The sequence below is a fragment of the Flavobacterium sp. genome (assembly GCF_003525665.1).
Taxonomy (GTDB): domain Bacteria; phylum Bacteroidota; class Bacteroidia; order Flavobacteriales; family Flavobacteriaceae; genus Flavobacterium.
The window spans coordinates 458-15,768 of sequence record NZ_DQDX01000111.1 but is presented as its reverse complement, the minus strand read 5'-3'; the positions used below and the strand labels follow the sequence as shown (position 1 = coordinate 15,768).

Sequence of the window (15,311 nt, the reverse complement as noted above, 5' to 3'; positions counted from 1 at the left end):
ATCTAAAATCTAAAATCTAATATAAAAATGAACTCACGCCAACAACAACTCGATGCTTTCAGCAGATTACTCGACATCATGGACGATTTACGTGAAAAATGTCCTTGGGATAAAAAGCAAACTCTTGAAAGTTTACGTCATCTTACCATTGAAGAAACTTATGAGTTGGGCGATGCCATTTTGAATAACGATTTGCAAGAGATTAAAAAAGAATTGGGCGATTTATTGTTGCATATTGTTTTCTATGCCAAAATAGGAAGCGAAACCAACGATTTTGATATGGCTGATGTCTGTAACGAAATTTGCGATAAATTAATTCACCGTCATCCACATATTTATGGCGATGTTGTAGTTGCTGATGAAGAAGAGGTAAAGCAAAATTGGGAAAAACTCAAACTTAAAGAGGGAAAAAAATCGGTTTTAGAAGGCGTTCCTAAAGGTTTACCAGCTTTAGTAAAAGCAAGTCGAATTCAAGATAAAGTAAAAGGAGTAGGATTTGATTGGGAAGAACCGCATCAAGTTTGGGATAAAGTGCAAGAAGAATTACTAGAACTTCAAGAAGAGGTAAACGAAGGCAATCAAGACAAAATCGAAGCCGAGTTTGGTGATGTGCTATTTTCGATGATAAATTATGCTCGATTTTTAAAAGTTAATCCAGAAGATGCTTTAGAAAGAACCAACAAGAAATTCATCAAGCGTTTTCAATATCTAGAAAGTAAAGCAGGCGAATTAGGAAAACCATTAATGGACATGACTTTGGCAGAAATGGATGTTTTTTGGAATGAAGCCAAGAAGCTGTAAATCAATCACAACTTCTGTACTTCACACCTTTAAATTATTTTTTACTGTCAAATTCCAATATATCACCAGGTTGACAATCTAATGCTTTGCAAATTGCTTCTAAGGTACTAAATCGTATTGCTTTGGCTTTTCCAGTTTTTAGAATGGAAAGATTCGATAACGTCAAATCAACGCGTTCTGAAAGTTCGTTCAACGACATTTTACGTTTTGCCATCATAACATCTAGGTTTACTATTATTGCCATCATTTATATTGTTAATTCGTTTTCAGATTGCATTTCTTCACCTCTTTTAAATATTTGAGCAATCACCAACAAAGTAATTCCCATAAAAAGCCAAACATCTGCGCCACCTAATCGCAAACTTTCTAAATCGGGCATTATAACACCTTGAGAAATAAGCCATTTTGTGTAGTTTGTTCCCCAATTTGCAAAGAAACCAATACCTAAAGTTAAGTAGGATGCGTTGGAAATAAACCTAGTCATTTCTGTATTGAATGGGTTTCTCAAATCTACTTTTTTGTTGTGTAAAATTTTTACAATCATATAAAATAGTATCGATTGTAAAACCGAAACAATAATCATCAATACAGTTTCTGTGATAAAATAACTTTTATTGAATGCAAGTAAATTAGACAAATCTGCAAGCTTCCAAAAGTTTTTTGCCGCAATCGGATCTAGAAATAAGGTAAAAATAAAATTGAATACAATTCCTCCAGCTGTAATACAAAGACCAAAAAAGATGATGTATGAAATTACAAGTAACACATTTAAAATCTGTTTTGTTGTGATTTTTATTTCCATAATACTGTATGTATTTAAAATTATTTCGACAAAAATAATAAATATTTATTGATAAACAATAAAAATGAGTTAATAATTAATAAAATATTTTTTTTAAACAAATAAATTTAGCATCGGAAACCATCTTATAAAAAAGAATTATATTTGATGAAATTCTACTATATAATGGAACAAAAAACCGAATTAAAACGATCTTTAGGATTAATTGACGCCACAAGTTTAGTTGCTGGTTCCATGATTGGTTCTGGAATTTTTATTGTTACTTCTGCCATGGCGAGAGATGTTGGTTCTGCAGCATGGCTTATAATTATTTGGTTAGTTACAGGATTATTAACCATGAGCGCCGCATTAAGTTATGGCGAATTAGCAGGAATGATGCCCAACGCAGGCGGACAATTTGTTTACATTCAACGTGCTTACGGAAAATTGGTTTCCTTTCTCTACGGATGGACCGTTTTTACAGTAATTCAAACTGGAGTAATTGCAGCTATTGCAGTAACTTTTGCCAATTATGCGGCTATTTTTTTTCCGGTTTTAGAAAATGAAATCAGTAGTTTTGGAGGAAATTTTTCAGTTACAAATAAGCAAATTGTAGCTATTGGAAGTATAGTTTTTTTGACTTACATCAATACAAAAGGCGTAAAAACGGGTAAAACAATTCAGTTGATTTTTACTTTAGCCAAACTCATCGCACTTTTCGCTTTAATCATTCTAGGTTTATATGTAGGTTTAAAAACTGATGTATTATCGAATAATTTTGAAAATATGTGGGAGGCTTCTAAAACGGTTTTAAATACTGATGGAAGTGTAACGGTTACCAAACTTGCAGGATTTGCTCTACTTGGAGCAATGGGCGCAACAATCATAAATTCTCTTTTTTCGAGCGATGCATGGAATAACGTGACTTTCATTGCTGCAGAAATCAAAGATCCAAAGAAAAATATCCCTAGAAGTTTGTTTCTTGGAACTTTGCTCGTTACCATCATTTATATTTTTGCGAATATTGCGTATTTAGCTTTATTGCCAATTCAAGGAACGCCAAATGCAACGACAGTTTTAGAAAATGGAATTATGTTTGCCAGTCAAGATAGAGTTGGTGCCGCTGCCGCAAATATGATTCTGGGTAATACAGCCGTTTTTGTAATGGCAGGACTAATTATGATTTCAACATTTGGTTGCAACAGTGGATTAATTTTGTCTGGCGGACGATTATTTTATGCTATGGCAAACGATAATTTGTTCTTTAAACAAGCTACAATTTTAAATAAAAATGGCGTTCCGGCGAAAGCACTTTGGTTGCAATGCATCTGGGCTTGTGTCCTCGCAGTATCGGGAAAATTTGGTGATTTACTTACTTATGCAACATTTGCATCCTTATTATTTTACATACTAACAATCTACGGAATTTTCATTTTAAGAAAAAGAGAACCCAATGCCATTAGACCTTACAAAGCATTTGGATATCCATTCGTTCCGATGTTGTATATTGTGGTAACTGTATTAATTTGTTTCAATTTACTGTATTTTGAAACCAAAAATACTAGCATCGGATTATTTATTGTAGCTCTTGGCGTTCCTGTATATTATTTATTTTTACATAAAAAAGAATAAAATGGAGCTGCCTTATTATGCCGTAATTTTCACATCGATAAGAACTTACATTAACGAAAACTATTCGGAGATGGCAATTAAAATGGTTGAACTAGCGCAACAACAACCAGGATTTCTTGGTGTAGAATCGGCTAGGAGCGAGATTGGAATTACAGTTTCATACTGGAAATCATTGGAAGCAATAAAAAATTGGAAACAAAATTTAGATCATTTAGATGCACAACAGACAGGAATTCAAAAGTGGTACGAACGATACACGGTGAGAATTGCCTTAGTTGAACGAGAATACAGTTTTAGCAAATAAAAAAGGCATGAAAATCGCACCTTTAAACTCTTTATTTCAATGTATAAATTTCCTTTATGTCTTTTATAGCAGGATATGAAACAGTTTTTTGTAATATGAAATTTATAAAGATTTAATTATTCATTCATGCGTTTTAGCTTGATGCGATCTTCAATGAAAATTTTCTTTCCTGTAATTTTTATCAATCCAGTTTTGTTAAATTCAGATAATAATCGAATGCAACTCTCGGTCGCAGTTCCAATCATTCCAGCCAATTCTTCTCTAGATAATTGAAGGTGAAGCGATCCGTCTTCGTTTTTGCCAAAAGTATCTTCAAGATATAGTAAGGTTTCTGCAAGTCTAACTTTTACCGTTTTTTGAGCCATATCTACCATATGATCATCTGCATCTTTTAAATCGCCACAAATAGTCTTCATCATATTCAGTGAAAACTGATTGTTGTTGTTAAAGAAGCCCATAACATCGGTTCTAGGAATAAAGCACACTTCCATATCTTCAAGTGCAATGGCGCTTAAATTTGCTGGTTCGTCAATAATCATAGATCGTTGACCTAAAAGTTCGCCTGGCTTAACCAATTTTATTATTTGATCTTTACCATTGGCACTCAATTTAGAAAGTTTACAAACGCCTTCTTTAATGCAAAATACACCTTTGGTGATTTCGCCTTCTTGAAAAACAGGTTCGCCTTTCTTTATAGTGTATGATGTTTTACAGTCGGCCATTTTAAGGAGTTCTTCTTTAGTTAAGGCTTTCAAAGAACTAAACTGTCTAACGATGCATTGTTCACATTTGCTCATAATGCTCAAATTAATTTTTGGTTTTCAAAGATATTAAAAGTATGACAAATATCATATTTTAAGTTTAACTATTGTCTAAACTTTGTTGCAGGTAAAATGAGCAAATTTATGGACACAACAAATTGTTTCCATTGTGGTAATGAAATTATAAAAAAAGACGAAATTCTCTTTGATGAAAAAAAATTCTGTTGCAACGGTTGTAAAACTGTGTACGAAATTTTTACTAGCAATGACCTATCGTGTTATTATGATTTTCAAGCATCTCCAGGTGCAACTCCATTGGATATTAAAGGAAAATATGATTTTTTAGATGATGAAAAAATTGTTACAAAACTGCTTGAATTCGAGGAAAATTCAACACACATTGTTTCACTCTACATTCCGCATATACACTGTAGTTCGTGTATTTGGATTTTGGAGAATTTACAGAGACTTCAACCGGGAATAAGTACTTCGCAAGTAAATTTCCCTGAAAAGAAAGTTCGAATTAACTACAATCCTGAAACTACCAATCTTAAACAAATTGTAGAGCGATTATGCGCAATTGGCTACGAACCTTACATTAGTTTGGATAACTACGACGAGGTTAAAAAAGTGGTTGATAGAAGTTTGATTTACAAAATAGGAGTGGCTTTTTTCTGCTTCGGAAACATTATGTTGCTTTCCTTTCCAGAATATTTTGAAGTTCAAGAATTTTGGATCAATCAATATCGAGGATTTTTTAGATGGCTAATATTTGCCATTTCGCTTCCAACATTTTTTTATTCGGCTAGCGGATATTATGTTTCGGCATACAAAAGCATCAAATCTAAAATGCTCAACATAGACATTCCAATTGCGTTAGGAATTGTAATTATGTTTATAAGAAGTACTGTCGATATAATTTTTGATTACGGACAAGGTTTCTTTGATAGTATGGCAGGATTGATTTTCTTTATGTTACTCGGAAAACTATTCCAACAAAAAACCTACAACTTCCTTTCATTTGAAAGAGATTATAAATCGTATTTCCCGATTGCAATTACTAAAATTCTAAATGATAAAACGGAGATTCCGGTTCAAATTTATGACATCAAAAAAGGAGATAGATTACTCATTAGAAACCAAGAATTAATTCCGGTTGATGGGATTCTTATTTCAGGTGATGCATCAATTGATTACAGTTTTGTTACAGGTGAAGCCGTTGCAATCGAAAAAAAATCAGGCGATAAAATATTTGCTGGCGGAAAACAAGTTGGCAAAGTCATCGAAATGGAAGTGCTTTTTTCTGTATCACAAAGTTATTTGACGCAATTGTGGAGCAACGATGTTTTTCAGAAGAAAGTTGACATCAAACACAAAACTATAACCGATAGAATAAGTAGGTATTTCACACCAGCTTTACTTGGATTGTCGGTAGTAGCATTTCTTTACTGGATTTTTATTGACACCGATACAGCTTTTAATGTCTTTACTGCAATTCTAATCGTTGCTTGTCCATGTGCTTTGGCCTTGACAGCACCATTTACTTTAGGTAATGTTTTGCGAATCATGGGAAGAAGAAAACTCTATTTAAAAAACGCAACGGTTATCGAACAATTAGCAAAAGTCGACACCATAGTTTTTGATAAAACAGGAACAATCACAACTAATAAAAAAACTTCAATTACTTATGAAGGCGAGGTTTTAACTGATTTTGATTTGAAATTACTAAATAGCGCACTTCGTGGTTCCAATCATCCATTAAGCAGACGATTGTATGAATTTATTCCAAGAAAAGAAATCCGAGAACCATCACATTTTGAAGAAATAATTGGTAAAGGAATCTATGCCACATTTGATGATGATACAATCAAACTAGGTTCGTCTCAATTTTTGCAACACATGAGTGAAAACACGCATAAAAAAACCAAAGTGCATGTTGAAATAAACGGTGTTTATAAGGGAAGTTATGTCTTTAACAATCAATATAGAGTAGGATTGGAGCAACTTTTCGAAAAGTTATCTAAAAACTATAAGCTAATTATTTTATCGGGTGATAATGATGGTGAACGAAGAATTCTTGAGAAAATGCTTCCTGAAAAAACCATTTTAGTATTTAACCAAAAACCCGAACAAAAGTTAGATTTTATAGAAAATCTTCAAAAAGAAGGACATAATGTAATGATGGTTGGTGATGGTTTAAACGATGCTGGTGCTTTAGCTAAAAGTAACATCGGAATATCTATTTCAGAAAATGTAAATGTCTTTTCACCAGCGTGTGACGGAATTCTGGACGCATCAATGTTTGATAGAATTGCATTTTTCATGGACTTTTCTAAAAATGCAATGAAGACTATATATATGAGTTTTGGTCTGTCTTTACTGTACAATGTTGTAGGATTGAGTTTTGCCGTTACCGGAAATTTATTACCTATTGTTGCGGCTATTATAATGCCATTGAGCACAGTAACGATAGTAAGTTTTGTAACTATAATGAGTAATTATTTTACTCGAAATTTTAAGAAATAATAACAATGCAAAATTTATGGTGTCGTATGATAATTATCATATTTTTTACAAAGACGTCAAAGTAATTTTGTTAACACAAATTTAAGGTATGAGTGTCATTTACATGTTAATCACAATCAGTATAGTTGTTGCTGTCTTTTTCTTGTATGCTTTTATAAAAGCTGTAAGAAGCGGACAATATGACGACGATTATACACCATCAGTCAGAATGTTATTCGACGATGAACTACGAAAAGAAACTAACAAAAATCAAATAGAATTAACTGAAGAAAAACAATTATAATTATGGAAATGCAGCAATTTCATTATGACAACAAAATCGTGAGGAATTTCATTTACGCCAGTATCATTTTTGGTGTAGTTGGAATGCTAGTAGGACTCATCCTCGCAATAATGTTCTTATTCCCAAACATTACAAGTGGTGTATCGTTTTTAAGTTTTGGTCGTCTTAGACCATTACATACCAATGCGGTAATCTTTGCTTTCGTTGGTAACGCCATGTTTGCCGGAGTATATTATTCTATGCAACGTTTGCTTAAAGCAAGAATGTTTAGCGATGTATTAAGTAAAGTACACTTTTGGGGTTGGCAATTAATTATTGTAGCGGCCGCGGTAAGTTTACCGTTAGGATACACAACTTCTAAAGAATATGCCGAACTAGAGTGGCCAATAGATATTGCAATTGCCTTAATTTGGGTAGTATTTGGTATCAACATGATTGGAACCATTATTAAAAGAAGAGAACGTCATATTTATGTAGCAATATGGTTTTACATAGCAACATTTGTGACCGTTGCAGTTCTTCATATCTTTAATAGTGTCGAGCTTCCAGTTTCGTTCTTAAAATCATACTCTGTTTACGCTGGAGTTCAAGATGCCTTAGTACAATGGTGGTACGGACACAACGCTGTAGCATTTTTCTTGACTACACCATTTTTAGGAATGATGTATTACTTTGTTCCAAAAGCAGCCAATCGTCCTGTGTATTCTTATAGATTATCAATCATTCACTTTTGGTCTTTAATATTTATTTACATCTGGGCTGGACCACACCATTTATTGTATTCAGCATTACCAGATTGGGCACAAAACTTAGGTGTTGTATTCTCAATTATGTTAATCGCTCCATCTTGGGGTGGAATGATAAACGGTTTATTAACATTAAGAGGTGTTTGGGATAAAGTACGTACAGATTCAGTTTTAAAATTCTTCGTAGTAGCAATTACTGGTTACGGAATGGCAACTTTTGAAGGTCCGATGTTATCTCTTAAAAATGTAAATGCTATTGCACATTACACTGATTGGATTATTGCTCACGTTCACGTTGGTGCATTGGCTTGGAACGGATTCTTATCATTCGGTATGATTTATTGGTTGATTCCAAGAATGACAAAATCTAAATTATTTTCAGAAAAATTAGCCAACTTCCACTTCTGGATTGGAACGTTAGGAATCATATTATATGCACTTCCAATGTATGTTGCTGGATTTACTCAAGCATCTATGTGGAAACAATTTGATGCAGAAGGTTCAAGATTACAATACGGAAACTTCTTAGAAACAGTTACTCAATTAATGCCAATGTATTGGATGAGAGCAATTGGTGGAACTTTATTCTTGCTTGGTGTATTTGTTATGTGTTACAACATCATCATGACTGTGAAAAAAGGTGCTGCAGTAGAAGATGAATTAGCAGAAGCAGCACAATTAGAAGTAATTTCTAAAAACAGATTGAAAGGCGAAAAATTACACGCTTGGTTAGAAAGAAAACCTGTTCAGTTTATGTTGCTTACAACTCTTGCAATCTTAATTGGTGGTTTAATTCAAATTGTTCCAACGCTTTTAGTGAAATCTAATATTCCAACGATTGCAGCGGTAAAACCTTATACGCCATTAGAATTACAAGGTCGTGATTTATATATTCGTGAAGGTTGTGTAAGTTGTCACTCTCAAATGATTCGTCCATTCCGATCTGAAGTTGAACGTTATGGTGACTATTCTAAAGCAGGAGAATTTGTATACGATCATCCATTTTTATGGGGTTCTAAACGTACTGGTCCAGATTTAGCTCGTGAAGGTGTAAAAGGAAAACCTTACAATGGTGGTCGTGACGATGTGTGGCAATTCAATCACTTATACGATCCGCAAAGTATTTCTCCAGGTTCATTAATGCCAAGATACCAATGGTTGATTAAAGATAAATTAGATAATTCAATTATTCAAGGTAAGATGAAAGCAATGGTTTCTCTAGGCGTTCCTTATTCTGATGCTGATATTACTAATGCACTGAAAAGCATTGACGCACAAGCTAGTAAAATTGAGAAAAATTTACTTGCCAATGCCGAAATCAAAAAGTCATTCGAAAACGAAACGGCTGTTCCTTTAAAAGACAGAGAAATTATAGCATTGATTGCTTATTTACAACGATTAGGTACAGATATTCAAGTTAAAGATAAAAAACAATAGCCATGTTAAAGTTTGTAAAACAAAATTTAGAAACCATTTCTGGTGTAGAAATTTATCCCATCATTTCGTTAGGTATTTTCTTTAGTGCATTCGTTTTGTTCACTTTATGGGCAATGACCTACAGTAAAGAAAAAATAAAAGAAATCAGCGAATTGCCTTTAAAAGACTAAGAAGTATACTATTTAAAAAGTAAAATAATGAAAAAATTACTCCCAGTTTATGTTAGAGTTCCGTTGCTATTTGCAACTGTTCTTATAGGTTTAGAATATTTTATTGACTCAGGCGATAGACCAGCCTTTATAAAATATCCAATGGTATCATTGTTCTTAGCCGTATTTTTATTTTTATTAATTGCTATCGAAATTGTAGTAAATGCTGTTGATAAAGTAACCTATCATCTTTTAACAGATGAACAAAGAAAACAGCTAGAGGAAGCACAATCAATTCCTATTACAGAAAGTAAATTTCTAAAAGGATTAATGCAAAAACTAACTCGTTCTAAAGAAATAGAGCAAGAAAGCGATGTAATGTTACACCACGATTACGACGGAATTAAAGAATTAGACAACGTTTTGCCGCCATGGTGGGTTTATCTTTTCTACGGAACAATTGCCTTTGCATTTATATATTTAATCAGATTCCATGTTTTAGATGGAGATAATCAAGCGGAAGAGTTCAAACACGAAGTAGAATTAGCCAATCTAGAACTACTTAAAAATGCAACCTCAAAACCTGATGATATGAATATTGATAAGGTAACGCTTTTAACCGATGAAGCTAGTTTAGCCAAAGGAAAAGAAGTATTTACCAATGCATGTGCAGCTTGTCATAAAGCTGATGGTGGTGGAATTGTCGGTCCAAATCTAACAGATGAATTCTGGATTAACGGTGGCGGAATTAAAAATGTGTTCAAAATTATTTCTGAAGGAAGTAAAAACAACCAAAGTATGGTTTCTTGGAAAGGTATTTTCAAACCAACCGAAATCCAACAAATTGCAAGTTATGTTTTAAGTCTTCAAGGATCTAAACCAGCAGGAGCAAAACCAGCTGAAGGTGAAAAATGGGTAGAAGAAGCTGCTCCAAAAACCGATGCAACTCCAGTAGTAGATTCTACTAAAGTGGCTCCAACTAAATAAACAATAGTAAAGGTTTTGGATTTTTATAATTCAAAACCTTTTAATAGTACACGAATGTTTTTCGTAAAATCAAAATCAAAATGAGCTCAAATACACCAGATGAAAGTTTTAGAGATAGTATTTCAACTATTGATAAAAAAGGAAAAAGAGCCTTTATTTATCCAAAAATTCCTGTAGGACGTTTTTACAACAAAAGAAAATTACTAAGTTACGCTTTGCTAGCATTCTTGTTGAGCGCGCCATTCATTAAAATCAACGGAAATCAATTTCTTTTGTTTAATGTTTTAGAACGAAAATTCAATATTTTCAGTTTTCCATTTTGGCCACAAGATTTTCACCTGGTTGTAATTTCGATGATTATTGGCGTAGTTGGATTGGCACTTTTTACAGTGGCGTTCGGACGTATTTTTTGTGGTTGGTTTTGTCCTCAAACGATTTTTATGGAAATGGTTTTTCGTAGAATTGAATTCTGGATTGATGGCGATCGTGGTGCTCAAATGCGATTGGCAAAACAAGCTTGGGACAAAGAAAAAATTAGAAAACGAGTTACCAAATGGATTGTATTTTTTATTATTTCATTCATAATTGCTAATGTATTTTTAGCTTACTTAATTGGTAGTGATGAAGTTTTAGATTTTATAAAAGAAGGTCCAAAAGAAAATACAAGTACGCTAATTGCTTTATTAATTTTCACAGGAGTTTTCTTCTTTATTTACGCTTCATTTAGAGAGCAAGTGTGCATAATTGCTTGTCCGTATGGTAGAATGCAAGGTGTTTTATTAGACAATAAATCAATAAATGTTGCCTACGATCATGTGCGTGGTGAAGCCGAAAATGGTCGAGCCAAATTTCATAAAGGAGAAGACAGACAAGCTCTTGGAGTGGGAGATTGCATCGATTGTAAAATCTGTGTAAACGTTTGCCCAACAGGAATCGACATCAGAAACGGAACACAATTAGAATGCATCAATTGTACCGCATGTATCGACGAATGTGATACGATAATGGAAAAAGTAGGTATGCCTAAAGGATTAATTCGATATGCAAGCGAAGACGAAATTGTAAAGAAAGAGAAGTTCCAACTTACAACAAGAATGAAAGGTTACATAGCTGTTTTAGCTATTTTAACTGGGTTTTTCATCGGAATGTTATTCCTTAGAAACGATGTTGAAGCTACAATTTTGCACATGCCAGGACAATTATTTCAACATGAAGGCGATACTATTTCTAATGTTTATAACTACAAAATCATCAATAAAACAGAAGGTGATTTTAACAAGGTAACTTTCAAATTGGTTAATTCTAAAGGTGAAATTAAACTTGTAGGTAAACCATTCATATCAATTCCAAGACAAGGATTTACGCAAGGAACAATGTTCGTTAAAATTTTGGAAAAAGACTTGAATAAGGAAGATATCGAATTACAAATTGAAGTTTATAATAATAATAGATTAATTGAAACAGCGAAAACCAATTTCAACGGACCGCGAAATTTCAATTAAAAAAATAATAAAATCATGAAAATAAATTGGGGAACAAGCATTGTAATTGCATTTGGACTTTTTATGAGTTTCATCTTATACTTTGTTTTCAAAGTGCAATCAGATAGTAAATACGATAACGAATTGGTGGTTGAAAAATACTATCAGAAAGAATTGACTTTCGAAAAACAAATGGAAAAAGAGCAAAATGCTCACGATATGACAGAAATTGTAGTAATACAATCAGCTGAAAATGGTGTTACAATTGCATTTCCAAAAGAATTTGATATCACAAAAATTAAAGGAAAAGTGTCCTTCTACAGACCGTCAAACAAAAAGTTAGATTTTGAAATTCCTATTTCTCTGTCTAACCCACATTTGCTCATACCTAAAAGTAATTTGGTTGGCGGTCGCTGGGACATTTCTGTAGATTGGTCTTATGAAGGTAAAGAATATCTAAGTAAAGAAACGATTTATACCAATTAAAATGCTTTATACGGCTTTATTTTTCGGTTTAATAAGTAGTTTTCATTGCATCGGAATGTGTGGTCCAATTGCGATGATGCTTCCTGTTGATCATAAAAATCCGTCTAAAAAAGCACTCCAAATTCTAACCTATCATTTAGGAAGATTAACAGCTTACGGAAGTTTGGGTTTGATCTTCGGAATTCTAGGACGCGGATTTTATCTCGCCGGATTGCAGCAAACTATTTCAATTACAGTAGGAATTCTGATGATTTTAATTGTGGTTATTCCTGAAAAAATATTTGCAAAATACAATTTCTCACGACCTATTTATCAATTAATTTCTAAAGTAAAAACTGCGTTAGGAAGCCAATTCAAACGAAAATCTGCAGATGCTTTGTTCACAATAGGTTTCTTAAACGGTTTATTACCATGCGGATTGGTTTACGCTGCATTATTTGGAGCAATCGCAATGCACAACGTAACCTTATCAATTAGTTACATGCTTTTGTACGGATTAGGAACCATACCAATGATGAGCGCTGTAGTTTATGTAAGCAACTTTTTATCGTTTCCAATCAGAAATAAATTGCAAAAAGTAATCCCAATTGTATCGGTTATCATCGGAACATTATTTATTCTTCGTGGCTTAGGTCTTGATATTTCTTACGTTTCACCAAGTAACATGAATTTATTTGTTCAGGCTAATGCCGATTGTCACTAAAATTTAAACATTCAATAATTATGGAAAAACACGATTTATTACATGAATTCCCTGAGAAAAAAGAAAAAATTCATCTTTTAAAAGTAGAAGACAAGCACTTCAGAAAATTATTCGATGAATATCATGAATTACAAAATAGAATCTACAATATCAATGCTGGAATAGAAGTGGTTATGGACGAATATGGTCATGAGCTTAAAGCAAAATTACTTTTTCTCAAAGACACTATTTACAACTATTTGATAAAGTAATTTTATAGTTGCCTTTTTTTAATACCATCTAATCTATTGGATGGTATTTTTATTTAAAAAAAATCTTCAACTGCTTTTTGAATTTGCCCACAATAGTGTCGAACTTTTGGTTGCAATCTAGTTTCGGCTCTTTTAGATATCTAAATCAAATAGCTTTCGCATTGCTTCTAGATTCGGATTAATTTCGTTCAATCTATTAAACTTATCTTGAGCAGTAAAAGCTACTTTGCTCTTTACACTTTCATTTACAATAACTTCAATACTTATTTCGTGATTGTGTAAATGGCCTCTTAAGTAACCAAGAAGTTCTGGTTTTTCTTTTTCAAAATCAATTTTGGAACCTTCATTTGGTAATTCATAAACGATTTTATTTCCGTCTAATTTTGGATCACTAATTCGCAACAGCGATTCCATAATCATGTGACCTTTATCGTTTAATCGCTGCGCATATTTAAACCAAAATTCCAACATTTGCGTCTCAGTAAAAACTTCACTTGGCAAATGTCTTTCAACCTTTACAACTCCTTTTCGCGATTCTAATAATTCTTTTTTAGCTCGAATGCTAGAAAGCGATAAAGCAGAAACCCTTCCAGTTTCGAGTTGCAGGTTTCGAGTTTCGGGTTTTGATTCAGTTACGGGTTTCGGGTTTTGGGTTTCGGGTTCTTCCTTAGTTTCTGTTTGCGTGTTTTGTTCTAAAATTTCAACTTTAGACTCAGAACTTTCAACGCGCAACTCGGAACTCGGAAATACTTTCTCGGAATTCGCAACTTTTTCCTCATTTGGAATTTGGGATTTCAAATTTGGAACTTCCTGTATAGAATAACTATTGTTTCTGAAATAAGTCGGTGGAATTATAAAGTCAACTTTTTTTTTTCTCCATCAAAGTTGATAGAGCAAAGTTGCATTAATGTTAGTTCAACTAACAAACGTTGGTTTTGAGAAACCTTGTATTTTAAATCACAATCATTGGCGATTTCAATTCCTTTAAGCAAGAAATCTTGAGTGCATTTTTGCGCTTGTTGTCCATAAAGTTGTTGCGCTTGCTCACCAGCTTCTAATAAAACAAGAGTTGCAGGATTTTTACAAACCAATAAATCTCTAAAATGAGAAGCCAATCCAGAAACAAAATGATGTCCGTCAAAACCTTTTGATAAGATCTCATTATAAGTAACTAAAATTTGTGGAATATTATTCTCCAAAATCAAATCGGTTACTTTAATATAGGTTTCAAAATCTAAAACATTCAGATTTTCAGTTACAGCTTGACGAGTTAAATTGTTTCCACAATACGAAACAACTCTGTCAAAAATTGACAAAGCATCACGCATCGCACCATCCGCTTTTTGAGCAATAATGTGCAAAGCGTCATCTTCAAATTGAACTCCTTGGCTTGTAGCTACTTCTGCCAAATGTTCTTTAGCATCTTTAACTGTAATTCGTTTGAAGTCAAAAATCTGACAACGAGATAATATCGTCGGAATAATTTTGTGTTTTTCTGTAGTTGCTAAAATAAAAATAGCGTGTTTTGGCGGTTCTTCCAATGTTTTCAAAAACGCATTAAAAGCGGCAGGAGACAACATATGAACCTCGTCGATAATATAAACTTTATATTGTCCGGTTTGTGGTGGTATTCTAACTTGGTCAATTAAATTTCGAATATCATCAACAGAATTATTCGAAGCAGCATCCAATTCGAAAACATTAAAAGCAAAATCTTCATTCGGGTCGTCATAACCAGGTTGGTTGATTTTACGAGCCAAAATTCTAGCACAAGTTGTTTTTCCAACACCTCTTGGACCAGTAAATAATAGGGCAGAAGCCAAGTGGTTGGTTTCTATAGCATTCAACAAAGTATTAGTAATAGCTTGCTGACCAACAACGTCTTTAAACGTTTGCGGACGATACTTACGAGCTGATACTACAAATTGTTCCATAGAATTTTATTGGATTACAAATGTAGGTAAAAGTTTAAAAGTTTAAAAG

The 15,311-nt window shown here is 33.2% G+C and carries 17 protein-coding genes; 12 read left to right on the top strand and 5 right to left on the bottom strand.

All coding sequences use genetic code 11. The features are described 5' to 3' along the window. The first annotated feature begins 27 nt into the window (after nt 1–27). Complete coding sequence (gene mazG / locus DIU01_RS08135; RefSeq protein ID WP_290833325.1) at nt 28–801, top strand: nucleoside triphosphate pyrophosphohydrolase; 774 nt, start codon at nt 28–30, stop codon at nt 799–801. A gap of 34 nt (nt 802–835) precedes the next feature. Here the strand turns inward: mazG and DIU01_RS08130 are convergent, their stop codons facing one another. Both DIU01_RS08130 and DIU01_RS08125 read right to left on the bottom strand, forming a co-directional pair. Next, entirely contained in the window at nt 836–1,045 is a 210-nt protein-coding gene (locus DIU01_RS08130; RefSeq protein ID WP_290833327.1) for a helix-turn-helix transcriptional regulator, read from the bottom strand. A 3-nt stretch (nt 1,046–1,048) separates the two neighbouring features. Continuing rightward, nucleotides 1,049–1,603 (bottom strand): DUF2975 domain-containing protein, encoded by a 555-nt coding sequence (locus DIU01_RS08125; RefSeq protein ID WP_290833323.1) that lies wholly within the window; start codon nt 1,601–1,603, stop codon nt 1,049–1,051. 147 nt (nt 1,604–1,750) lie between these two features. Here DIU01_RS08125 and DIU01_RS08120 point away from each other — a divergent pair, with 147 nt between their 5' ends. Both DIU01_RS08120 and DIU01_RS08115 read left to right on the top strand, forming a co-directional pair. Beyond that, nucleotides 1,751–3,214 (top strand): APC family permease, encoded by a 1,464-nt coding sequence (locus DIU01_RS08120; protein WP_290833321.1) that lies wholly within the window; start codon nt 1,751–1,753, stop codon nt 3,212–3,214. A gap of 1 nt (nt 3,215) precedes the next feature. Next, nucleotides 3,216–3,518, top strand: coding sequence for an antibiotic biosynthesis monooxygenase (locus tag DIU01_RS08115; RefSeq protein WP_290833319.1), 303 nt, complete (start codon nt 3,216–3,218; stop codon nt 3,516–3,518). Nucleotides 3,519–3,634: 116 nt separating this feature from the next. On the opposite strand, the gene DIU01_RS08110 is transcribed toward DIU01_RS08115, so the two are convergent. Further along, the gene (locus DIU01_RS08110; protein WP_290833317.1) at nt 3,635–4,315 is read right to left on the bottom strand and encodes a Crp/Fnr family transcriptional regulator; all 681 of its coding nucleotides are present in this window, start codon (nt 4,313–4,315) and stop codon (nt 3,635–3,637) included. 108 nt (nt 4,316–4,423) lie between these two features. On the opposite strand from DIU01_RS08110, the gene DIU01_RS08105 reads away from it, so the two are divergent. From DIU01_RS08105 to DIU01_RS08065, 9 genes are all read left to right on the top strand, one after another. Further along, nucleotides 4,424–6,805 (top strand): heavy metal translocating P-type ATPase metal-binding domain-containing protein, encoded by a 2,382-nt coding sequence (locus DIU01_RS08105; protein ID WP_290833315.1) that lies wholly within the window; start codon nt 4,424–4,426, stop codon nt 6,803–6,805. Nucleotides 6,806–6,893: 88 nt separating this feature from the next. Beyond that, the gene (gene ccoS, locus DIU01_RS08100; protein WP_035126451.1) at nt 6,894–7,088 is read left to right on the top strand and encodes a cbb3-type cytochrome oxidase assembly protein CcoS; all 195 of its coding nucleotides are present in this window, start codon (nt 6,894–6,896) and stop codon (nt 7,086–7,088) included. Nucleotides 7,089–7,090: 2 nt separating this feature from the next. After that, on the top strand, nt 7,091–9,271 hold the full coding sequence (gene ccoN / locus DIU01_RS08095) for a cytochrome-c oxidase, cbb3-type subunit I (RefSeq protein WP_290833312.1): 2,181 nt from the start codon (nt 7,091–7,093) through the stop codon (nt 9,269–9,271). A gap of 2 nt (nt 9,272–9,273) precedes the next feature. Then, complete coding sequence (locus DIU01_RS08090) at nt 9,274–9,441, top strand: hypothetical protein (RefSeq protein WP_035126455.1); 168 nt, start codon at nt 9,274–9,276, stop codon at nt 9,439–9,441. Nucleotides 9,442–9,468: 27 nt separating this feature from the next. Then, complete coding sequence (locus tag DIU01_RS08085; RefSeq protein ID WP_290833307.1) at nt 9,469–10,407, top strand: cbb3-type cytochrome c oxidase N-terminal domain-containing protein; 939 nt, start codon at nt 9,469–9,471, stop codon at nt 10,405–10,407. An 80-nt stretch (nt 10,408–10,487) separates the two neighbouring features. Beyond that, entirely contained in the window at nt 10,488–11,909 is a 1,422-nt protein-coding gene (ccoG, locus tag DIU01_RS08080; protein WP_290833305.1) for a cytochrome c oxidase accessory protein CcoG, read from the top strand. Nucleotides 11,910–11,924: 15 nt separating this feature from the next. Next, a complete protein-coding gene (locus DIU01_RS08075; RefSeq protein WP_290833303.1) occupies nt 11,925–12,374 on the top strand; it encodes a FixH family protein in 450 nt (149 codons plus the stop codon). Nucleotide 12,375: 1 nt separating this feature from the next. Further along, nucleotides 12,376–13,077 carry a sulfite exporter TauE/SafE family protein gene (locus DIU01_RS08070; protein WP_290833301.1) on the top strand — a complete coding sequence of 234 codons (702 nt, stop codon included), beginning with the start codon at nt 12,376–12,378 and terminating at the stop codon, nt 13,075–13,077. 20 nt (nt 13,078–13,097) lie between these two features. Beyond that, a complete protein-coding gene (locus tag DIU01_RS08065) occupies nt 13,098–13,328 on the top strand; it encodes a DUF465 domain-containing protein (RefSeq protein ID WP_290833299.1) in 231 nt (76 codons plus the stop codon). A 132-nt stretch (nt 13,329–13,460) separates the two neighbouring features. Here the strand turns inward: DIU01_RS08065 and DIU01_RS08060 are convergent, their stop codons facing one another. Both DIU01_RS08060 and dnaX read right to left on the bottom strand, forming a co-directional pair. Beyond that, nucleotides 13,461–14,126 (bottom strand): DNA polymerase III subunit gamma/tau, encoded by a 666-nt coding sequence (locus DIU01_RS08060; RefSeq protein WP_290833297.1) that lies wholly within the window; start codon nt 14,124–14,126, stop codon nt 13,461–13,463. Between the two features lie 53 nt (nt 14,127–14,179). Continuing rightward, the gene (dnaX, locus tag DIU01_RS08055; RefSeq protein WP_290833295.1) at nt 14,180–15,262 is read right to left on the bottom strand and encodes a DNA polymerase III subunit gamma/tau; all 1,083 of its coding nucleotides are present in this window, start codon (nt 15,260–15,262) and stop codon (nt 14,180–14,182) included. Between the last annotated feature and the right edge of the window lie 49 nt (nt 15,263–15,311).